The sequence below is a fragment of the Streptomyces sp. NPDC048643 genome, assembly GCF_040650615.1.
In the GTDB taxonomy this organism is placed as follows: Bacteria; Actinomycetota; Actinomycetes; order Streptomycetales; family Streptomycetaceae; genus Streptomyces.
In genome coordinates this window covers 124,607-144,829 of record NZ_JBEZHO010000014.1, presented here as the reverse complement: position 1 = coordinate 144,829, position 20,223 = coordinate 124,607, and the positions used below count along the sequence as shown (strand labels likewise).

Sequence of the window (20,223 nt, the reverse complement as noted above, 5' to 3'; positions counted from 1 at the left end):
GTTGTTCGGGACATCCCCGGCCGGAAACCGCTTCTTGTCCACCCGCCCCACCCCCCTCACAATGCGCATGACAAAACAGAAGGTGGCCGGAAGACCTCCGGTCGCCCCACGTCGCAAGAGGGGACCCCCACATGAGAAAGCCTCTCGTCGCCGCGCTCTTCGCCCTGGTGATCGCCGGGGCCGGCGCGGCACCCGCGGTCGCGGCACCCGCGCCCGAGTCGGCTCCCGCGCACAGCTCGGCCTCCGCCCTCACCGCGGACACCAGGGCGCCGGCCCTGAAGGCCGTCAGCCTCGCCGGGACCGTCGCGCTCAGCAACTGCTCCGGATCCGTCGTCCGCTTCCCCAACTCGGCGGACACCGACCCGGCGCTCGTGCTCTCCAACGGGCACTGCCTGGAGACCGGATTCCCGGAGCCCGGTGAGGTGATCGTCGGCCAGAGCTCCAGCCGGACCTTCGGCCTGCTCAACTCGGCCGGCACCAAGGTCGCCACGCTGCGGGCCAGCAAGGTCGCGTACTCCACGATGACCGACACGGACATCACGATCTACCAGCTCACCAGCACCTACGCGACCATCAGGAACTCGTACGGCATCAGCGCGCTGACCGTGCAGAACACGCACCCGAACACCGGTACGGCCATCACCGTGGCCTCCGGCTACTGGAAGAAGCTCTACAACTGCAACGTCGACGGGTTCGTGTACCGCCTCAAGGAGGGTGACTGGACCTGGAAGGACTCCGTCCGTTACACCTCCGCCTGCAACACCATCGGCGGCACCTCGGGCTCCCCGGTCGTCGACCAGGCCACCGGCAAGGTCGTGGCCGTCAACAACACCGGCAACGAGGACGGCCAGCGCTGCACGGTGAACAACCCGTGCGAGGTCGACGCGAGCGGCAACGTCACCGTCCGCCAGGGCATCAACTACGCCGAGGAGACCTACCAGATCCCGGCGTGCTTCACGACCGGCAACAAGCTCAACCTGGCCGCGAGCGGCTGCGTCCTGCCCAAGCCGTAGGGCGACGGCGGCGGGCGGTCACGCCGTGCGGCGGACCGCCCGTCCCGCCAGGACGTCCGTCCTGCGGCCGTCCTCGACGACGAACCGGCCGTCGATCAGGACGTGCGGGACGCCGGTCGGCAGCGTGCGCGGGGCCTCGAAGGTCGACCCCGCCGCCACCGTCGCCGGGTCGAAGAGGACCAGGTCGGCGCGGTAGCCCTCGCGGACGAGCCCGCGGTCGGGCAGCCGCAGCCGGGCGGCGGGCCGGCCGGTGAGGTGCGCGACGCACTCCTCCAGGGAGAGGATGCCCAACTCCCGTACGTACCGGCCGAGATAGTGCGGGAAGGTGCCGTAGGCGCGCGGGTGCGGCTTGTCGCCGCGCAGGATGCCGTCGGAGCCGCCGGTGTGCACCGGGTGCCGCATGATGGCGCGGACGTTCTCCTCGTGGCCGACGTGCTGGAGGATCGTCGGGCCGAGCCCGTCCTCGACGAGCAGCCGGCGCGCGGTGACCCAGGGCGCCTCGCCGCGCAGGTCGGCGGAGTCCTGGACGGACCGGCCCACGTACCAGCCGAGGTCCGGGTCGCCCACTCCCGAGATCTCGATCGTGTGCCACTCGATCGGGACGCCGTGGCAGCCGTCGGCGCCCAGGACCTCCATGTGGTGCCGGATGCGTTCGGCGGTCGTGTCGTCCCGCAGCCGGGCGAGGATCGCCTCCGGCCCACCCTCGCTCGCCCAGCTCGGCAGCATCGCCACGAGCGTGGTGCAGCCGGGCGTGTACGGATAGGTGTCGAGGGTGATGTCCGCGCCGTCCGCGAGCGCCTTGTCCAGCAGGGCGAGCAGGTCGGGCGCCCTGCCCTCGTTCACACCGAAGTTCATGGTGGCGTGCGCGAGATGCAGCGGGCAGTCCGCCTCGCGGGTGAGGGCCACCATCTCCTCGTACGCCTCCAGGGCACCCGCCCCGTAGGAGCGGTGGTGCGGGCAGTAGTAGCCGCCGTGTTCCGCCACCACCCGGCACAGCGCGGTGAGTTCGGCGTCCTTGGCGTACATCCCGGGGGTGTACGTCAGTCCCGAGGACATGCCGACCGCGCCCTCGCGCAGCCCGTCCGCGACCAACTGCCGCATGTGGTCCAGCTCCTGGGGAGTGGCCTCGCGGTCCTCCCAGCCGACCGCGAGCATCCGAACGGTGCCCTGCGGGATCAGGTACGCGGCGTTCACCGCGATGCCCTCGCCGTCGAAGCCGTGGTCGAGACGGTCCAGGTACTCGCCGACGGAGCGCCAGGTGAAGTCGATGTCCTCGCCGTGGCCGTTCCAGCCGGTGATCGCCCGGCGGACCTCGGCGAGCGTCCGGTCGTCCACCGGCGCGTAGGACAGGCCGTCCTGGCCGAGGACTTCGAGGGTCACGCCCTGCGCGGCCTTCGCGCTGTGGTCCGGGTCCCGCAGCAGCGCGAGGTCGCTGTGCGCGTGCATGTCGATGAAGCCGGGGGCGAGGACGAGTCCCTCCGCGTCCACCTCACGCGTCCCGCGCGGCCGCTGACAGCCCGCGGCCGCCGCCTCCTTCACGATGGACACGATCCGGCCGCCGCTGACGGCCACGTCGGCGCGGTACGAGGGCGTGCCGCTGCCGTCGGCGACGTCCGCGTCCCGGAGGACGAGATCGGCGTGATCCATGGAACGACCCACTCCTCTAGAAGAACGTGCGGATGTAGTCGACGACCGTGCCGTCCGCCTCGACCAGCGGGATCAGCTGCCACTTGTCGAAGGACGTGCACGGATGCGACAGGCCCATGCCGAGCCAGTCGCCGACCTCCAGATCCGCCCCGGGTCCCGTCCGCAGCCACGCGTGCTGGTCGGAGAGGCCGGTGACCTCGACGCCGTCCGCCGGGCGCTCGACACCGTCCCGGCGCACCACCTGGGCGAGGGGAAGGTCGAGGTCGTAGGCCGCGTCCCGCTTGCCCGCGTTCGCGAAGGCCTGCCCGTCGGACGGGCGGGAGACGACCTGCGCCCAGAGCCGGAACGCCGGGTGCAGCGCGCCCTCCTCGGGAACCCGGGTGAAGGGGGTCAGCTTCCGGTAGTGGCCGTCGTCGTGCGAGACGTACGCACCCGAGCGCAGCAACTTCAGCACCGGCAGCGAGAGTTCGGGGATCTCCGCGAACACGTCCGCGACCGCGTCGAACCAGGCGCTGCCGCCCGCGCTCACCACGACCTCGTCGAGGCCCTTGAAGCGCCCGGCGCCGTCGAAGGCCACCGCGAGCGCGGTCAGCCGGCGCAGCCAGGCGCGCACCCGCTCCGGGTCCGCGTCCGGCACCTCGCCCTCGTAGCCCGCGACGCCCACCAGTCGGAGCGTCGAGGTGGCCGCCACCGCGTCCGCGACCGCCGCGCACTCCGCCTCCGTACGCACGCCGGTACGGGCGCCCTCGCCTGCGGCCAGCTCGACGACCACGTCCACCGGGCGGGCGCTGCCGTCCAGGGCGGCGTCCATCAGTTCCACGCCGCGCACCGAGTCGACGTAACAGACGAAGCGGAAGTCCGGGTCCCCGGCCAGCTCGGCGGCGATCCAGCGCAGCGCGGCCGCGTCGACGAGCTCGTTCGCCAGGAAGATCCGGTCGACGCCGAACGCGCGGGCCACGCGCACCTGGTGGGGGACGGCGAGGGTGATGCCCCAGGCGCCGTGCTCGATCTGCTTCCAGAAGAGCTGGGGGGCCATGGACGTCTTGCCGTGCGGGGCGAAGGCGAGCCCGTGCCGGGTGGCGTACGTCTCCATCAGTTCGAGGTTGTGGGTCAGACGCTCGGCCGAGAGGGCCAGCACCGGGGTGGTGAAGCCGTCCGTGAAGAGGTTCCGGCGCCGGGCGGCCAGCTCGCCCACGGTCAGGCCGTACGCGTCCGGGGGGAGGCCCTTGAAGCGGTGGTCGACGCGGTCCGCCGCGAGAGCGGCCAGCGGTGCGGCGGCGGTGTCGGCGCTCATGGGGCCTCCTTGGTGTGTGTCCCGGTGCTCGGAACGGGTGCTCGGTGGTACTCGGAACGGGTGCTCGGTGGGCTGCGGCCTCAGTGTGTTGCATGGTGTGCAACGCTCATTGCGCATGTCGCTTACTGCTGTCTAACATCCCAGCCAACGCAGGGTCAACGGTGCCGTTCGCCGCCGTCGGCCGCTACAGCGAGGAGCCCCGACCATCGTGACCAGCAACGGACCCGCAGGCGCCGCGTCCCCCGACGCCGGCGCCACCGCCGGCCCCGACACCGGCGTCGTCGACGTGGTGGCGCTCGGCGAGTCCATGGTCACCTTCCTGCCCACCCGGGCCGGGCGCCTCGCCGACGTGCCGTCCTTCGAGCGGGGCATCGGTGGCGCCGAGTCCAACGTGGCGTGCGTCCTCGCCTCCGCCGGACACTCCGCGCGCTGGGTCTCCCGGGTCGGCGCCGACGGGTTCGGCGACCACCTGGTGGAGTCCGTCGCCGCGTACGGGGTCGACATCTCCGCCGTCCGCCGCGACCCCGACCGCCCGACCGGCATCTACTTCCGCACCGCGGGCGACCGGGCCACCGACGCCCACGAAGTCGCCTACTACCGCGCCGGATCCGCCGCCTCCGCGATGACCGCCGACAACACCGACCTGGCCGCCACCCGGTCGGCGCGCGTCCTGCACCTGTCCGGCATCACCGCCGCCCTGTCCGCCGACTGCCTGGCCCTGATGCGCGAGCTGACCGCCCCGCGCCCCGGTCGCCCCCTCGTCTCCTTCGACGTCAACCACCGCCCCGGACTCTGGCGCGACCACCCCGAAGGCCCGCGCGTCCTGCTCGACCTCGCCCGCGGCGCCGACCTCGTCTTCGTCGGCGACGACGAGGCACGGGACGCCTGGGGCCTGCACGGGGCTGCCGCCATCCGCGAGGCCCTGCCCGAACCGGACGTCCTGGTCGTCAAGCACGGCAAGGACGGAGCCGTCGTCTTCGACGGGCGAGCCCCCGAGGGGACCGCGCCGGCCGACGGCACCTTCGTCCCCGCCCTGCACGTCGACGTCGTCGCGGCCGTCGGCGCCGGGGACGCCTTCGCCGCCGGATTCCTCTCCGCCACCCTGCGCGGCCTGCCCGTCCGCGACCGCATCCGGCACGGCCACCTGATGGCCGCCGCCGCCCTCACCGTCTCCGGCGACCTCGCGAAGCCGCCCGCCCGCGGGCACGCCGACCGGCTGGCCGCCCTCGACGACCGGGCGTGGGAGACACTTCGTCTCGGCCCCGGCTGGACCGAAGCCGACGCATGGGCCGCCGAGGAGGTACGTACGCCATGAGCCAGACCGTCGACCGAGCGCTGAGCATCCTGCCGCTGCTCGCCGAGGGCCCCGCCGACCTCGGACAGGTCGCCGAACGCCTCGGCGTCCACAAGTCCACCGCGCTCCGCCTGCTGCGCACCCTCCACGAACACGGCATGGTCCACCGCCAGTCCGACCAGCGCTACCGCCTCGGCGTCCGCCTCTTCGCCCTCGCCCAGGAGGCCGTCGAGAACCTCGACGTCCGCGAGATCGCCCACCCCCACCTCGTCCGCCTCAACGAGCAGTGCGGCCACACCGTCCACCTCGCCGTGTACGAGGAGAACGAGGTCCTCTACATCGACAAGGTGGAGAGCCGCTACCCGGTGCGCATGTACTCGCGGATCGGCAAGCCCGTCGCCATCACCGTCGCGGCGGTCGCCAAACTGCTCCTCGCCGACCTGCCAGAGGCGGAGCGGCGCGCCGTCGCCGACAAGCTCGACTACCCCCTGTACACGGCCCGTTCGACCCCCAGCGCCCCCGCCTTCATGAAGGAACTGGCGACGGTGCGCGAACAGGGCTGGGCCACCGACCTCGGTGGCCACGAGGAGTCCATCAACTGCGTCGGCGCGCCCATCCGCGGCGCCGACGGACGGGTCGCCGCCGCCATGTCGGTCTCCGCGCCCAACGTCGTCGTCACCGCCGACGAACTCCTCACCCTTCTCCCGCTGGTGCGCCGTACGGCGGACGCCATCAGCCGCGACTACTCCGGCAAAGCCCCCACGAAGGAATGATCACCGCATGACCGACAAGACCGCTCTCACCCCCTCCACCCACACCACCCCGCCCGCGAAGTTCTCGCACGGCGTGAAGAAGGGGAACATCCTCCAGGTCGCCGGCCAGGTCGGCTTCCTGCCCGCCGAGGACGGCAAGCCCCCGACGCCCGCCGGGCCCACCCTGCGCGAGCAGACCCTCCAGACCCTCGCCAACGTCAAGGCGATCCTCGAAGAGGGCGGCTCCGGCTGGGACGACGCGATGATGATCCGCGTCTACCTCACCGACGTCGACCACTTCGCCGAGATGAACCAGATCTACAACCAGTACTTCGAGGAGCAGGGCCTCACCGCGCCCCCCGCCGCCCGCACGACGGTCTACGTCGGTCTGCCGGCCGGACTCCTCATCGAGATCGACGTCCTCGCCGTTCTCGGCTGACGTCTCTCGCCGGGCTCACGCCCGTCCGACTCCCGCACCCCGTACGTCATCACGGTGCGGCGCCCCCGATCCAGGAGGCGCCGCACCGCGATCCCCCCTGCCCGAAAGCACGATGGACTTACGAAATCGAGGCCCCCCGCCCATGTCGTCGTATCCGCTCGCCGCGACAGCCCCCGAGACGCCACCGCACACCGGCGGCCTCCTGACCCTCATCGACGGCACGGCCGGACTGCTCACGGTCGCCGCACTCGGAATCGCGCTCCTCCTCTTCCTGATCATCAAGGTCAGACTTCAGCCGTTCGTCGCCCTGCTCGCCGTCTCCATAGCCGTCGGTCTCGCCGCCGGACTCTCCGTCACGGAACTGTTCGGCACGGTCCAGAAGTCCGACGCGGTCTCCGTCATCGAGTCCGGCATGGGCGGCATCCTCGGCCACGTCGCGATCATCATCGGCCTCGGCACCATGCTCGGCGCCATCCTCGAAGTCAGCGGCGGGGCCGAGGTTCTCGCGACCCGCCTGCTCAACCTCTTCGGCGAGAAGCGCGCCCCGCTCGCGATGGGCCTGACCGGCCTCATCTTCGGCATCCCGGTCTTCTTCGACGTCGGCATCTTCGTCCTCGCGCCGCTCGTCTACGCCGCCGCCAAGCGCTCCGGCAAGTCGATCCTGCTCTACTGCCTGCCGCTGCTCGCCGGCCTGTCGATGACCCACGCGTTCCTGCCGCCGCACCCCGGCCCGGTCGCCGCCGCCGGACTGCTGCACGTGCAGCTCGGCTGGGTCCTGCTGATGGGCATCATCTGCGGCGTCCCCTCCGTCCTCGCCGCCTGGGTCTACGCAGCCTGGATCGGCCGGCGCATCTTCGTCCCCGTGCCGCAGGACATGGTCGAGGCGGCCGAGGAGGCCAAGCAGGCCGTCGTCGAGGAGCAGCGCGCACAGGGCGTCGACCCGCGCGAGGAGCCCGTCCCGCTCGGCACGGTCGTCGGCATCATCGGTACGCCGCTGGTGCTGATCCTCGCCGCCACCTTCTCCTCGATCGTGCTCGACCCGTCCACCCCGCGCTCGGTCATCGAGTTCTTCGGCAGCCCGTTCGTGGCCCTCACGATCGCCCTGCTGCTCGCCTACTACCTGCTCGGCATCCGGCGCGGCTGGTCGCGCAAGTCCTTGGAGACCGTGTCGACTTCGTCCCTCAAGCCGGTCGGCAACATCCTGCTGGTGGTCGGCGCGGGCGGCATCTTCGGCGCCGTGCTGAAGGCGAGCGGAGTCGCCCAGGCCCTCTCGGACACCTTCCACGACGTCGGCCTGCCGATCATCGTCCTGGCCTATCTGATCTCCCTGGTGCTGCGGGTCGCGCAGGGCTCGGCGACGGTCGCGATCGTCACCACGGCCGGCATCGTGGCGCCGCTCCTCACCGAGGGGGACCACTCCCAGGCCTTCGTGGCGCTCGTCATCATGGCGATCTCGGCGGGCTCCATCTTCGCCTCGCACGTGAATGACGGCGGCTTCTGGATGGTCGCCAAGTACTTCGGCATCAGCGAGCGCGACACCCTGCGGACCTGGACCGTTCTCGAATCGGTGCTGTCCGTCGCGGGGTTCGCGGTGGCCGCGGTGGTCAGCCTGTTCGTGTAGGGGGGACGGGCGTCCCCGTGTAACAGAGGCATAGCTAAGTAGGGGCTGGCTGTGTCCGGCACAGGATCTTCGACCATACTTCCGGCTGTGGAGCAGCGCATAGGTTCGAAGAGCCAGCCCCTGGACGCCGCCGCGGTGAACCCGGCGTACATCCCCGGGCTTACGTCACCCGTGCCCGCGGAACCGAAGGACGCGGTCGAGGAGACCGGGGAGGCGGCCGCGGAGGAGACACCCTCCGCGGCGGCCTCCGACCCGGCGGCCTCCGACGACGCGGTGTCCGACGAGGCGCCCGCCGACGCGGACCCCGAGGACGCCGGGGCCGGGGCGGAGTCCGACTCCGGAGCGGAGCCGGACGCCGCGACCGACGAGGAGGCCGACGCCGTACCGGAGGGCCCCGTCTTCGAGGCCTCCGACCGACGGGCCTCGATCAGAGCCGACCACGGCGGCGTCCGCCTGCGTCTGGACGACCAGGAGGCGGAGTTCCGCTGGGACGAGATCGGCGCCGTCGAGACGGAGTCGCCCCGCTTCGGCAAGCGGTTCACGGTCACGGTGCACACGCCGGACGCCCGCTGGTACCCCATCGAGATCGAGGCCGCGGCCCGTTCCCGCTTCAAGGAGTGGGAGGAGCAGCTCGACGCCGTACTGGACACGTACTTCGAGGACGGTGCCGAGGCCGAAGCCGAACCGGAAGCGGTGGAGGCGGAGTTGGATGCCTCCGAGGTGGCGGACTCCGAGGTGACGGACTCCGAGGTGACGGACTCCGAGGTGGCGGACTCCGAGGTGGCGGACTCCGCGTCGGAGACCGCCGGAAAGCCTGCCGACGAGGCCGAAAAGCGTTAGCCGGTACGGGGATCCGCGCGCCCGGTCGGTCCGGCCGCGCGGATCCCCGGCCACCGGCCGGACCGTGCCCTAGACGCAGTACTGCGCCGCCTTGCCGATCGACCGGTACATGCAGTCGGCGTTCTCCAGGAGTTGGAGCACCGCGTCCCGGTTGCGGGAGGTCTCGCGCTCGATGACCTCGTCGGGCGGGTAGAAGCCGCCGCCCGAACTGGACGTCGGATACATCTCGAAGGTGAAGTCGAAGATCTTCTGGGTGCCCCAGAGGTAGTCGTCGATGGAGCCGTCCGTGATGTACAGGTCGCTCGACTGCTCGGCGGTGTAGCCGTTGCTCGCGGCCATCTTCTGCCCGACGGTCCTGAAGGCGTCCCGGTCGTCCGCCGTCATGCCCGTCGCGGTGTCCGAGTAGGTGTACCCGAACGGCCACAGCACCAGTTCGCTGTACGTGTGGAAGTCGATCCCGGCGGTGATCTGCTGCTTGCCGCCGACGACCCGGCCGCGGACGAAGTCGGCCACCACCTTCACCTCGGGCGCCGACTCGGCGGACGCGCCCCGGTAGGTCTCCGAGGACTTGGAGCCCGAAGAGCCGCCGCAGCAGCCCCACTTGTAGTTCCAGTTGCGGTTCAGGTCCGTACCGACGTACGAGGAACCGGCGTTGGGCTGCCGGTTCTTGCGCCACGAGCGGTAGGAGCCGGTCGCGATGTCGTACTCGCCGCCGTCCGGGTTGAGGTCCGGGACGATCCAGATCTCGCGGTTGTTCACCATGTTCGTCACGCGCGCGTCGCCGCCGTAGCCGGCCCCGAGTTCACGCAGCAGATACAGGGCCATCTCCACCGTGAGGTGCTCGCGGGCGTGCTGGTGGAAGGTGAGGAGGACCTCGGGCTCGTTCTCGTCCGTGCCGACGTTGTCGCTGACCTTGACGGCGATGATGTCGCGGCCCTGGTAGGACCGGCCGATCACCCGCTTGCTCATGATGTTCGGGTAGGCCGCGAGCCGCTGGTCGATCTCGGCGTTCGCCTCGGCGTAGTTGTGGTACTTCGCGTCGGCCGTCGGGAAGTCGAAGAGGCGGGTGCCGCCGGCTCCGGCGGCGCGGTCGGGTGCCGCGCCCAGCGGGGAGACGGTGTACCCCTGGCGGCGCAGCGCGGTGATCTGGTCGGCGCGGCCCGAGACGACGACGGTCTCCTCGTCGGACTCGTCCACGGTGACCCCGGAGCGCTGGATCGCCGTACGGGACACCGGAGTCGAGGCCTGCTGGATCTCGTACTGGCGGATGTCGTCGGGGGAGGCCGCGGGGGTCCGCGCGCCGTTCGCGGTGGCGTCGGTGGCGGTGGCGGTGAGGGGGGCCGCGAGGGCGAGGGCCGCGAGGACGGCGAGTGCGGCGGTGCGCCGTCCGCCTCTTCGCGTTCCGTGGGGGCTGCCGCGGCCGCGTGTGCGAAGTCGCATGAAATCTCCTGGATTCTCCTGGAATTCCGGTGTCTCTCCGGAATGGTGGAGTGGAGCGGGGGGTGGTCCATGGCGACGTGCCGGTGCGGATGTCGGGCTCATCGTGCGGCTGTGGCATGAGCAGGTCAAGAGATGCCCATGTGCGGGTGACGGGAACCGGCCGCGGGGCCGGAGCCGTCGGAGGGTCATCCGGGCGCCCCGCCCGAGGTGCGGGCTCTGGTACCGCGCTGTGCACATCGCGTGGCGATCGGCCTACGCGCCCTTGTGCCCGCCCCCGCCTTTGCGCTTTCTTGAACCGCATGACGGAGACCACCGACACGTCAGCGCCAGGGGAGACCGGCCCGGCCGTCTCCCGCCCCCGCAGGTCCAGTTGGAGGTACATCGGGCCCGGCATCGTCGTCGCGGCGACCGGCGTCGGGGCGGGAGACCTCGTCGCGACGCTGATCGCGGGCAGCAGCTTCGGCTACACCCTGTTGTGGGCCGCCGTCATCGGCTGCCTGGTCAAGATCTCGCTGGCCGAGGCGGCGGGCCGCTGGCACCTGTCCACCGGCCGCACCCTCTTCGACGGCTGGGCGAGCCTCGGCCGCTGGACCACGTACTTCTTCGTCGTCTACGTGGTCGTCTGGGGCTTCGTCTACGGCGCCGCCGCGATGTCGTCGAGCGCGCTGCCGCTCCAGGCGCTGTTCCCCGGTGTCATGGACCTCCAGTGGTGGGGCGTCGCCTGCGGGCTGGTCGGCCTCGTCTTCGTCTGGTTCAACAAGTACGCGGTCTTCGAGAAGGTCATGACCGTCCTGGTGGGCGTCATGTTCGTGGTGACGGTGTACCTGGCGATCCGGGTCACGCCGAACCTGCCGGAGGCCTTCGCGGGCCTGCTGCCCGTCCTGCCCGACGAGAAGGACTCCGTCCTCAACACCCTCGGCCTGATCGGCGGGGTCGGCGGCACCATCACGCTGGCCGCCTACGGCTACTGGGTCAACGCCAAGGGCTGGACCGACACCGGCTGGATGAAGGTCATGCGGCTCGACAACCGCGTCGCCTACGCCACCACGGGCATCTTCGTGATCGCGATGCTCTTCGTCGGCGCGGAGATGCTCCACTCCTCCCACGTGGCCATCGCGAGCGGCGACAAGGGCCTGATCCAGCTCGGCGACATCCTGGCCGCCGAATACGGCACGGCGACCGCGAAGTTCTTCCTCATCGGGTTCTTCGCCACCTCGTTCACCTCGCTCATCGGGGTGTGGCACGGCGTGAGCCTGATGTTCGCGGACTTCGTCGCGCACTACCGCGGCGGCGGCCGGGAAGGGGACGAGGAGGTCGCGGCGGGCCGGCACGACCGCTCCTGGGCCTTCCGCGGCTACCTCCTGTGGCTGACCTTCCCGCCGATCGTCCTCCTCTTCCAGGGCCAGCCGTTCCGCCTGGTCATCCTGTACGGGGTGCTGGGCGCGGCCTTTCTGCCCTTCCTCGCGCTGACCCTGCTCCGCCTCCTCAACTCCGCCCGCACGCCCCGCGAATGGCGCAACGGGCCGCTGAGCAACGCCATGCTCGTGATCGCGGGCGTGCTGTTCCTGGTCCTGTGCGTCAAGCAGGTCTGGGACCAGCCGTGGGCGGAGTTCTTCTAGGCAGCCGCTACGAGAGGCCCGGCCACTTCGCGCTGGTCGCGATCGCCCGCAGCTCGGAGAGCGACAGGGCCGGGGCCGTCCGGGTGGCCGCCGCGTCCTGCCGGTCGGCGTTGAAGGCGGAGACCACCACACGCAGCCCGTCCGGCCGGATGGTGTCGGCGGTCCACATCACCACCCCGGCGCCGCCCTTCTCGCCGGGGGCCTTCTTCGTGACGACCTTCGTGCCGTCGGGCAGGGTCTCGGCGCCGCCGAACAGCTGGCCCTCCACGTCGCCCATGTTCGGCTGAACGTTGATCTGTACGAGGCTGCGGCCCTTGCCGTCGTCGACGATCACCCAGGCGTACTCCTGGTCGTCGGCTCCTCGCGACGTCACGGTGACGTCCGCGGGGAGGAGCGAGACCAGGTCGTCCAGGACGGCCTCGCCGTCGGCCGCCGGGTGCGGTGTCGTCGTGGGCGCCGCCGGTTCGGACGGCTTCGGCATCAGGTCGGCCGCGGTCTGCCACACGGCGGCCGTCGCGGCCTTCTTCAACCGGGCGGGCGACAGCGGGGGTTGTGGGCGGGTGACGGGGCTGTCCTTCTCGGCGGCGGCGTTCCACTCGGAGACGTTCACCTGCCGGCCCGTCGGCGAAAGGAGCTGGGCGTACCAGTACTTCGTGTCGGCGCGCCGGTCCGGGTACTCGTAGCCCTGGAAGATCATCAGGCGTGAGCCGTCCTTCAGCGTGCTCGTGTGGCACGCGTCGTACTTCGCCGTGCTCTTGTCCGGGCAGGTGACCGCCTCCCCGGCCTCCGGGCTCGCGGGGTCCACCAGGTTCACCGCGACCGAGACGGCCGCCTTGCCGTGTCCGTCGTCGTGGACGGCGTACGCGTACGGGCCCAGCGGATGATCGGTCGGGCGGCCCGCCTCTTCGCTGAAGCTGCCCTTGGGGAGCGTCTTTTCGAGGGCGCGGATCATGTCGGCGGCCGACATCCGGCCGTGCTTCTCCGTACCGGCCTTCGAGGTGGCCGCGGCCGCCGGTGCCCGTCCGTCGTCCGTACCGGGCATCAGCAACGCCCCGCCGACCCCGACGAGCGCGAGGCCGGCCACGCTCCCGGTCACCGCGATCCGGCGCCGCGACCGCAGCCGGCGGCCCCGCGCCTCGCCCTTCGCGGCCAGCGCCCGCCGGTCGGGGTCGAACCCGTTGCCGGCCCGGTGCAGGGCATTGCCGAGCCGTTCCTCGAGGAGGTCGTCGGCGGGAGAGTCGTCGAGGGGCATGGGGAACCACCCTTTCTGGTGAAGGTGAGGAAGCGGGGGAGGAGAAGGGGCGCGGGACGGTCCGCTCAGGGGGCCGCGTGTTCGCTGAGGCTGCCGCCCAGGACCGTGCGGAGCCGGGCCAGCGCCCGGACGCTGCGGGTGCGGACGGCGGCCGAGCTGGTGCGCATCACCTCGGCCGTCTCCTCGACGCTGCGGTCCTCCCAGTAGCGCAGGACGACCACCGCCCGGTCCTTCGGCGGCAGCCCGCGGAGCGCCTCGACGAGGGTGAGCCGCAGCGGGGTGTCGCCGCCGGCGGCGGCCGGGTCGGCAAGGTCGGGGAACACGTCGGTCGCGCGTTCCGAGCTGCTGCGTAACCGCCGGTGCGCGAGGAACGTACGGGTCAGCACGGTCTGCGCGTACGCCGCCGGGTTGTCACTGCGTGACACCCGCCCCCAGCTGACGTACATCCGCCCGAGCGCCTCCTGCACGAGATCCTCGGCCAGATGGACGTCCCCGCCGGTCAGCAGACAGGCGGACCGGTACAGATGCCCGGCCCGGGCACCGGCGAACTCCGCATACCCGTCCCCCTGAACCTTCCTCATCCGACTCCCCCGGGTGACCGTGAACTCGACGCCGTCACTTACTTGATGCGCCGGGCCCCGGAAATGTTTCACCCCGCCCCCCACGGATGCGGGGAGCGGGGTGAAGGGGAAGGGGGGTGCGTCAGGGGTGTCGGGCGGTGGGGGCGGGGTTACATCGCGTGGACGTGCGGGCCGACCGCGTTGGACCAGGCGTTGCCCGCCGACGCGTCCCAGTTCGTGGACCAGGTCATCGCGCCGCGCAGACCCGGGTAGGTCTTGGAGGGCTTGAACGAGCCGCAGTTGGTGCCCTTGGCCAGGCAGTCGAGGGCGTTGTTCACGATGGTCGGGGAGACGTAGCCGCTGCCCGCGCCGCTGGTGGAGGCGGGGAGGCCGAGGCCGACCTGCGAGGGGGCGAGGCCGCCTTCGAGCTGGATGCAGGCGAGCGCCGTCAGGAAGTCGACCGAGCCCTGCGAGTACACCTTGCCGTCGCAGCCGAGCATCGAACCGCTGTTGTAGTACTGCATGTTGACGACGGTGAGGATGTCCTTGATGTTCAGGGCCGTCTGGAAGTACCCGTTCGACGTGGACTGCATGTCGATCGTCTGCGGGGCCATCGTGATGACCAGGGACGCGCCGGCCTTCGCGGACAGGGACCGCAGCGCCTGGGACATGTAGGTCGCGTTGAGACCGTTCTCCAGGTCGATGTCGACGCCGTCGAAGCCGTACGTCTGCATCAGCGAGTAGACCGAGTTGGCGAAGTTCGTGGCCGACGCGGAGTCGCTCACCGAGATCGTGCCGTTCTGGCCGCCGATCGAGATGATGACCTTCTTGCCCGCGGCCTGCTTGGCCTTGATGTCGGCCTTGAACTGGTCGACGGTGTAACCGCCGAGGCCGGCCGAGTCGAGGGTGAAGCTCACCGCGCCGGGCGTGGTCGTGGCGTCCGCGAAGGCGACCGCGATGATGTCGTACTGCGACTGCACGGCGGAGAGCTTCTGGACGGTCGCGCCGTTGTTGAAGTTCTGCCAGTAGCCGGTCACGGCGTGCGCGGGCACGCCGCCTCCGCCACCGCCGCCACCCGAGGACGCGGTGGTCGTCCCGGTGACCGCCGACGACTTGGCCGACTCACCGGCCGCGTTCGTGGCCGTGACCTGGAACGAGTACGCCGTCGAGGCGGCGAGTCCGGAGACGGTCGCGGACGTCCCGGTCACCGACTGGACCTTGGAGCCGCCCCGGTAGACGTTGTAGCCGGTCGCGCCCGACACCGTGCTCCAGGCGAGGGAGACGGACGACGAGGTCGTGGAGGACACGCCCAGACCGCCGGGGGCCGCCGGGACCGTCGGAGCCGGGTCACCGCCCCCGCCGCCGTCGGGGCCGAGCACCGAGAGGTCGTCCGCGAAGTAGGCGGCCTGTCCGTACCAGCCGTGCGTGTAGACCGTCACCGACGTGGTCGAGGCACCCGTGGTGAAGGTGGTCTTCAGCTGCTTCCAGGACGAGGAGTCCGGCGTCCACGTCGACACGTCCGTGGTGCCCGTGCCCGTCGCGCCGAGGTAGGAGTAGCCCCCCTGCACCCACGCGCTGAGCGTGTACGTCGAGTTGGGCTTGACAGCGACCGACTGGGTGCACTGCGCGTTGTCCTGCCCGGCGGGCGTGGCCTTCAGCGCCGCCGAGCCGCCGTGCACCGGCGAGGAGACGGTCGCGCCACTGCCCGCCGAACAGGTCCAGCTGCTGAGGCCGGACTCGTAGCCGCCGTTCTTGGCGTTGTTGACGTCCGCGGCCTGGGCCTGGCCGGCCAGACCGGTGAGGGAGAGGACGGATGCGGTGACGGCGGCGGCGAGGGTGCCCGCCCATCTCCGCCTGGGCATTCTGGTGACGCGGTCCACTGGGTCCTCCGGGGGAGAGGTGGGGGAGGGGGATCGGAACGGTGGCCACCGCCGGTGGATACAAGTTGGTCCAGACCAATCCGGTTGTCAAGACCTCTGGAGCGCTCAACACCCCTGTCAGGGCCTTGAGTTGCCCCACGCGCGTCTTACTCTCCGTTGATCACTCCCGCACCTTCGGTGAGATGATCTCGTTGATTCGGTGTTGAGCGGGCCATGCCGTGGATATGGTGCTGATGCAAGAGGACGTCACCGTGACGATCTGAGGCCGTTCGAGGTCGTCCGTGATGCTCCATGGCGATAAAAAGGGGCGATCTGAGGCGGTGGTTGACCACCCCGCCCCAGCGAACGGGGTGTGTGCAGCGTGCCGACCGCGATAGCCGTCACCAGTCCCGACCTGGTGCTCCCACCGCACGACCGGCAGACCCCGCCCGCGGTCGTCCAGCCCCTGGACACCCTGGAGGACTCCCTCACCGGGATGCACGCCCTCATCGAGCAGCACGGATACGTCATCGCCCTGTACCCGTCCTCCGCCGAGGGCGCGGTCACCCAGCGGCTGCGCACGGTCCGCTCCGTCCTGGAGAGCGACCGCATCGCGCTCCTCGGACTCGATCTCCCGCCGCTCGGAATCGCCCTGCTGGCCCAGCAGTTGCGCCAGCTGTCCGTCTGTGACTTCAGCCCCGGCGTGCTGGCCTCCGCCGCCCGGCTGCTCGCGCACTACATCTACGCGGGCGCCCTGCTCGGCTCGGTCGCCAAGCTCGACCGCGTCCCGGTCACCCTCAGTTCGCACGCCAAGTCGTGGGTGCCGGGCGCCCAGTTCGCGGTTCTCGCCAACCCGCGCCCCGAGATCGTCAGAGTCGGCCAACAGGAGCTTTCAGGACCGGAGTTCGGCACCCGACTGCTCTCGGCGGCGGGGCAGGCGCCCTCCGACTGGGTCACCGAGACCCTCGCCCCCGCCTGGCGCGTCCAGGGCGCCGCGACCGTCCCGCTGCCCGCCGAATCGGCCCGCTGGTGGGGGACGTCACGCCTCGTCGAGTTCGCCGCCGGACTGTACGACGTCTCCGTGCTCTACCAGCTCGTCTCGTCCGTCCGGCGCGAGCAGTGCCACTGGTGCGGCCTCGAACTCATCGGTGACCGCTGCGGGTTCTGCGCCGCGCCCCTGCCACCACCCTCCGCCCAGGAGCTTCCGGCCACCGTCGTCCGGGCATCCTCCTCGGTACGCGCACTGCCCCGGGGCGCCACCTAGGCCCCTCCGCACCACCGGGCACATCCGAACAGCACCAGGCACCACCGCACGACCCCGCCGTCCCCCGCAGATCGAGGTTGTCCGGAGCATGCTGCAGCACCCCGGGGCACACCCCCCGGCACCTTGGCAGAACAGACAGCTCGGTCCCGTCCCCGGTCCCGCTCCACGAGGTGAGATTCAGTGAACTCGCGCCAGCGCCGCGGCGTCATCCTGCTGGTCCTCTCGGTCCTGTGCGCCCTCGGCGCCTTCGCCGGAGTCCTCTCGGTGATCCGCGACGTGAACTCCAAGGTCGGCCCGGAGGTCACGGCGTACCGCCTGAAGGACGACATCGCTCCCTACAAGGAGCTGACGGCCGACCAGTTCGAGAAGATCTCGATGCCCGAGCGGTGGCTGTCGTCCACCGCCGTCACCAGCCTCTCCCAGATCCGCGGCAAGATCGCCGTCACCCAGCTGGAGAAGGGCTCGCTGCTTCAGGCCGACATGATCGTCGAGCGGCCCCGACTGGCCGCCGGGCAGCAGGAGATCGCCATCATGATCGACGCCGCGACCGGCGTCGCGGGCAAGATCAACCCCGGCTCGCGGGTCAACATCTACGCCACCTTCAAGGCCGAGAACGACAAGGGCGTCGACCAGTCCAAGGTGATCGTCGAGAACGCCCGGGTCATCGACGTCGGCAAACTCACCGCGCTCGACCCCGGCCAGTCCAGCTCCGACCGGCGCAACAACGCCAACCAGGCCGTCCCCATCACCTTCGCGCTCGGCACCGCCGACGCCCAACGCGTCGCGTACGCGGAGTCGTTCGCCGAACACGTCCGGCTCGCCCTGGTCGCGGGAGGCTCCGACGCGGCCGTCGCACCCGGCGACCGTACGTACACCCTCGACGAGGACAAGTAGGAGGCCGCGCATGACGTCCATGCCCACGGGGCGCTGCCGGAGTCCCCACCCGAGGTTCCCGCGTACGACCGATCCGGCGCCGGCGTCCCGTACGCACGCCGCCGGGGTCCGCCGACCCGGAGTACCCCGTGTCGACGAGGAGCTGGGCCGATGACCGTCCGCATCCTCTCCGCCGTCGGCGACATCGACTCCGCCCGCGCGCTCACCACCCTGCTGAGCCAGCTCGCCGACGCCGAACCCGCCCCGCCGGTCGCCGACTCCACCGCCCTGCTCGACATGCTGGCACGGCTGGCCGCCGAATCCCTGGACGAACTGCCCGAAGTGGTGCTCGTCCACGAACGCATCGGTCCCGTACCGGCGTTGGACCTGATCCGCGACCTGGTGATGCGCTTCCCCGCCGTCGGTGTCGTCCTCATCACCGCCGACACCAGCACCGGCGTCCTGACGGCCGCCATGGACTCCGGCGCCCGCGGCATCATCGGCCTGCCCCTCGGCTACGACGCCCTCGCCGAACGCGTCCAGGCCGCCGCCTCCTGGTCCGCCGGCATGCGCCGCCACCTGCACAGCGGCGCACCCGCCCTGTACACGGGCCCCGGCGGCACCGTCGTCACCGTGACCGGCGCCAAGGGCGGAGTCGGCGCGACCGTCACCGCCGTCCAACTCGCCCTCGCGGCACAGGCGTCCGGCCGCAACGTCGCACTGCTCGACCTGGACCTCCAGTCCGGCGACGTGGCGTCCTACCTCGACGTGCAGTTCCGGCGCTCGGTGGCCGACCTCGCCGCCATCACCGACATCAACCCGCGCGTCCTCCAGGACGCCGTCTACACCCACGACAGCGGCGTCGCCCTGCTGCTCGCCCCCGCCGAGGGCGAACGCGGCGAGGAGGTCACCGACCGGGTGGCCCGCCAGGTCCTCGGCGCGCTCCGCTCCCGCCATGACGTGGTGGTCGTCGACTGCGGCTCCCAGATGAACTCGGCGACCGCCGCCGCTGTCGAACTGGCCGACGTGGCACTGCTGTTGGTCACCCCCGACGTCGTCGCCGTCCGCGCGGCCAAGCGCATGGTGCGCATGTGGGACCGCCTCCAGATCCGCAAGGCGGAGGAGACCACCACGGTCGTCAACCGCTTCGCCCGCGGTACGGAGATCCAGCCGTCCCTCGTCGAACGCGTCACCGGCACCAAGGTCGCCCGCGCCTGTGTCCCCGCCGCCTTCAAGGAACTCCAGGCCGTCGTCGACGCGGGCCGGCTCCAGGACCTGGACGCCCGCTCGACCGTCAAGCAGGCCCTGTGGACGCTGGCCGGCGAGCTGGGGCTCGTGGTCCCGCAGGAGGGCGGGGCCGGCGGCCGACGGCGCAAGGCACCGGTGGCCGACCGCGGCGCGATCGGCCTGCGCCGCCGGGGCGGCGACCGGGGAGCCGTCACCCTCGAGTTCGCCGGTATGTTCCCGCTGCTGCTCGTCGTCATGACGATCCTGTGGCAGTGCGTGCTGTACGGCTACTCGTACTCCCTCGCCGGCAACGCGGCCGACGAGGCGGCACGGGCCGCGACCGCCGCGTACGCGGTGAACGGCGACGTCGGCGGCGCCTGCGCGGCGGCGGGCGACCAGCACCTCCCCGGCGCATGGCAGGGCGCGGACATCGGCTGCGCCCCGGCCGGCTCGGTCATGAAGGCCACCGTCGACGTCGACGTGCCGCTGTTCTTCCCCGGCTTCGACGCGGGCTTCCACGTGAAGGGCACAGCGGGCGCGGCACTGGAAGGGGACGACGGATGAGGACGTTCCTGCGACGAACACCGCTCCTCCGGCCGGGATTTGGCCGCGGACTCCGGCACGGGCGGCACGAACCGGGCGGCACCCGTCCGACCCGCGCGCCGCGCGGCGGTGGATGCCGGGGCGGGAGCGGCCGTACGGCGACCGGCCGTCGTGCCGCCGACGGGCCCCGTGCCGCGGGAGCCGGCAGGGACGAGAACGCCCCCGCCGCCCCCGCGACACGCGCCGTCCTGGCGCCCCGCACCGCCCACCGGACCTCTGCCGCGAGCGGGCCCCCTGCCGCGAACGCCGATCGCCGCACCCGCCGCGTCACCCGCCGCCTCCGTGACGACCGGGGCGTCTCCATCCTGGAGTTCACCGGATTCCTGCCCATCCTGCTGCTCATCGGGATGGCGACGATCCAGCTCGGCCTCATCGGGTACGGGGCCAACCAGGCCGGCTCCGGGGCTCGGGCCGCCGCGCGCGTCGCCTCCCAGGGCGGCGACGGCGCCGCCGCCGGACAGGCCGCCGTCAGCGGCTGGCTCGACCCGCAGGTCGCGCCCGCCCAGGGGGCCGACCTCACCACCGCGACCGTCACGGTCCACGTCCCGGGCCTCATCCCCCTGTTCGGCGGCTACGACCTGACCCGCCAGGCCACCATGCCCACCGACGACTGACCGGGAGGAGCC

Annotated in this window: 17 protein-coding genes; 11 read left to right on the top strand and 6 right to left on the bottom strand. The window is 71.5% G+C overall.

Annotation, left to right across the window (positions count from 1 at the left end):
- Window positions 1-131: 131 nt before the first annotated feature.
- Complete coding sequence (locus AB0C62_RS16910; protein ID WP_362973787.1) at window positions 132-1,013, top strand: serine protease; 882 nt, start codon at window positions 132-134, stop codon at window positions 1,011-1,013.
- Window positions 1,014-1,031: 18 nt separating this feature from the next.
- Here the strand turns inward: AB0C62_RS16910 and AB0C62_RS16905 are convergent, their stop codons facing one another.
- Window positions 1,032-2,660, bottom strand: coding sequence for a D-aminoacylase (locus AB0C62_RS16905; protein ID WP_362973785.1), 1,629 nt, complete (start codon window positions 2,658-2,660; stop codon window positions 1,032-1,034).
- Between the two features lie 16 nt (window positions 2,661-2,676).
- Complete coding sequence (locus AB0C62_RS16900; protein WP_362973783.1) at window positions 2,677-3,954, bottom strand: amino acid deaminase; 1,278 nt, start codon at window positions 3,952-3,954, stop codon at window positions 2,677-2,679.
- Window positions 3,955-4,162: 208 nt separating this feature from the next.
- On the opposite strand from AB0C62_RS16900, the gene AB0C62_RS16895 reads away from it, so the two are divergent.
- The 5 genes from AB0C62_RS16895 (at window position 4,163) to AB0C62_RS16875 (ending at window position 8,900) form a co-directional block, all read left to right on the top strand.
- Window positions 4,163-5,269: a sugar kinase gene (locus AB0C62_RS16895; protein ID WP_362973781.1), complete on the top strand. Its 1,107-nt coding sequence runs from the start codon at window positions 4,163-4,165 to the stop codon at window positions 5,267-5,269.
- A complete protein-coding gene (locus AB0C62_RS16890; RefSeq protein WP_362973779.1) occupies window positions 5,266-6,021 on the top strand; it encodes an IclR family transcriptional regulator in 756 nt (251 codons plus the stop codon). Before AB0C62_RS16895 ends, AB0C62_RS16890 begins: the two co-directional genes overlap by 4 nt.
- A gap of 7 nt (window positions 6,022-6,028) precedes the next feature.
- On the top strand, window positions 6,029-6,439 hold the full coding sequence (locus AB0C62_RS16885; protein WP_355865364.1) for a RidA family protein: 411 nt from the start codon (window positions 6,029-6,031) through the stop codon (window positions 6,437-6,439).
- Window positions 6,440-6,581: 142 nt separating this feature from the next.
- Entirely contained in the window at window positions 6,582-8,060 is a 1,479-nt protein-coding gene (locus tag AB0C62_RS16880; protein WP_362973777.1) for a gluconate:H+ symporter, read from the top strand.
- 87 nt (window positions 8,061-8,147) lie between these two features.
- Window positions 8,148-8,900, top strand: coding sequence for a hypothetical protein (locus AB0C62_RS16875; protein ID WP_362973775.1), 753 nt, complete (start codon window positions 8,148-8,150; stop codon window positions 8,898-8,900).
- A gap of 69 nt (window positions 8,901-8,969) precedes the next feature.
- On the opposite strand, the gene AB0C62_RS16870 is transcribed toward AB0C62_RS16875, so the two are convergent.
- Entirely contained in the window at window positions 8,970-10,340 is a 1,371-nt protein-coding gene (locus AB0C62_RS16870) for a M14 family metallopeptidase (protein WP_362973773.1), read from the bottom strand.
- Between the two features lie 299 nt (window positions 10,341-10,639).
- Here AB0C62_RS16870 and AB0C62_RS16865 point away from each other — a divergent pair, with 299 nt between their 5' ends.
- Window positions 10,640-11,959 (top strand): Nramp family divalent metal transporter, encoded by a 1,320-nt coding sequence (locus AB0C62_RS16865; RefSeq protein WP_362973771.1) that lies wholly within the window; start codon window positions 10,640-10,642, stop codon window positions 11,957-11,959.
- Window positions 11,960-11,966: 7 nt separating this feature from the next.
- Here the strand turns inward: AB0C62_RS16865 and AB0C62_RS16860 are convergent, their stop codons facing one another.
- From AB0C62_RS16860 to AB0C62_RS16850, 3 genes are all read right to left on the bottom strand, one after another.
- Window positions 11,967-13,211, bottom strand: coding sequence for a hypothetical protein (locus tag AB0C62_RS16860; protein WP_362973769.1), 1,245 nt, complete (start codon window positions 13,209-13,211; stop codon window positions 11,967-11,969).
- Between the two features lie 65 nt (window positions 13,212-13,276).
- Window positions 13,277-13,792 (bottom strand): SigE family RNA polymerase sigma factor, encoded by a 516-nt coding sequence (locus AB0C62_RS16855; protein WP_362973767.1) that lies wholly within the window; start codon window positions 13,790-13,792, stop codon window positions 13,277-13,279.
- Between the two features lie 149 nt (window positions 13,793-13,941).
- Window positions 13,942-15,633, bottom strand: a complete 1,692-nt coding sequence (locus tag AB0C62_RS16850; protein WP_362973765.1) for a glycoside hydrolase family 18 protein — start codon at window positions 15,631-15,633, stop codon at window positions 13,942-13,944.
- 379 nt (window positions 15,634-16,012) lie between these two features.
- On the opposite strand from AB0C62_RS16850, the gene AB0C62_RS16845 reads away from it, so the two are divergent.
- The 4 genes from AB0C62_RS16845 to AB0C62_RS16830 all read left to right on the top strand — a co-directional run bounded on the left by AB0C62_RS16845 (window position 16,013) and on the right by AB0C62_RS16830 (window position 20,211).
- A complete protein-coding gene (locus AB0C62_RS16845; RefSeq protein ID WP_362973763.1) occupies window positions 16,013-16,894 on the top strand; it encodes a hypothetical protein in 882 nt (293 codons plus the stop codon).
- A gap of 180 nt (window positions 16,895-17,074) precedes the next feature.
- The gene (gene cpaB, locus AB0C62_RS16840; RefSeq protein WP_081219132.1) at window positions 17,075-17,788 is read left to right on the top strand and encodes a Flp pilus assembly protein CpaB; all 714 of its coding nucleotides are present in this window, start codon (window positions 17,075-17,077) and stop codon (window positions 17,786-17,788) included.
- Window positions 17,789-17,938: 150 nt separating this feature from the next.
- A complete protein-coding gene (locus AB0C62_RS16835) occupies window positions 17,939-19,558 on the top strand; it encodes an AAA family ATPase (RefSeq protein ID WP_362973761.1) in 1,620 nt (539 codons plus the stop codon).
- A 341-nt stretch (window positions 19,559-19,899) separates the two neighbouring features.
- Window positions 19,900-20,211 carry a TadE/TadG family type IV pilus assembly protein gene (locus AB0C62_RS16830; RefSeq protein WP_362973861.1) on the top strand — a complete coding sequence of 104 codons (312 nt, stop codon included), beginning with the start codon at window positions 19,900-19,902 and terminating at the stop codon, window positions 20,209-20,211.
- Window positions 20,212-20,223: the final 12 nt, after the last annotated feature.

Excerpts from the sequence above, each read along its gene's own strand:
- AB0C62_RS16870 (WP_362973773.1), bottom strand. The coding sequence starts at position 10,340 with ATGCGACTTCGCACACGCGGCCGCGGCAGCCCCCACGGAACGCGAAGA.
- AB0C62_RS16880 (WP_362973777.1), top strand. The coding sequence starts at position 6,582 with ATGTCGTCGTATCCGCTCGCCGCGACAGCCCCCGAGACGCCACCGCAC.
- AB0C62_RS16850 (WP_362973765.1), bottom strand. The coding sequence starts at position 15,633 with ATGCCCAGGCGGAGATGGGCGGGCACCCTCGCCGCCGCCGTCACCGCA.
- AB0C62_RS16885 (WP_355865364.1), top strand. The coding sequence starts at position 6,029 with ATGACCGACAAGACCGCTCTCACCCCCTCCACCCACACCACCCCGCCC.
- AB0C62_RS16905 (WP_362973785.1), bottom strand. The coding sequence starts at position 2,660 with ATGGATCACGCCGATCTCGTCCTCCGGGACGCGGACGTCGCCGACGGC.
- AB0C62_RS16860 (WP_362973769.1), bottom strand. The coding sequence starts at position 13,211 with ATGCCCCTCGACGACTCTCCCGCCGACGACCTCCTCGAGGAACGGCTC.
- AB0C62_RS16855 (WP_362973767.1), bottom strand. The coding sequence starts at position 13,792 with ATGAGGAAGGTTCAGGGGGACGGGTATGCGGAGTTCGCCGGTGCCCGG.
- AB0C62_RS16910 (WP_362973787.1), top strand. The coding sequence starts at position 132 with ATGAGAAAGCCTCTCGTCGCCGCGCTCTTCGCCCTGGTGATCGCCGGG.
- AB0C62_RS16890 (WP_362973779.1), top strand. The coding sequence starts at position 5,266 with ATGAGCCAGACCGTCGACCGAGCGCTGAGCATCCTGCCGCTGCTCGCC.
- AB0C62_RS16835 (WP_362973761.1), top strand. The coding sequence starts at position 17,939 with ATGACCGTCCGCATCCTCTCCGCCGTCGGCGACATCGACTCCGCCCGC.
- AB0C62_RS16900 (WP_362973783.1), bottom strand. The coding sequence starts at position 3,954 with ATGAGCGCCGACACCGCCGCCGCACCGCTGGCCGCTCTCGCGGCGGAC.
- AB0C62_RS16865 (WP_362973771.1), top strand. The coding sequence starts at position 10,640 with ATGACGGAGACCACCGACACGTCAGCGCCAGGGGAGACCGGCCCGGCC.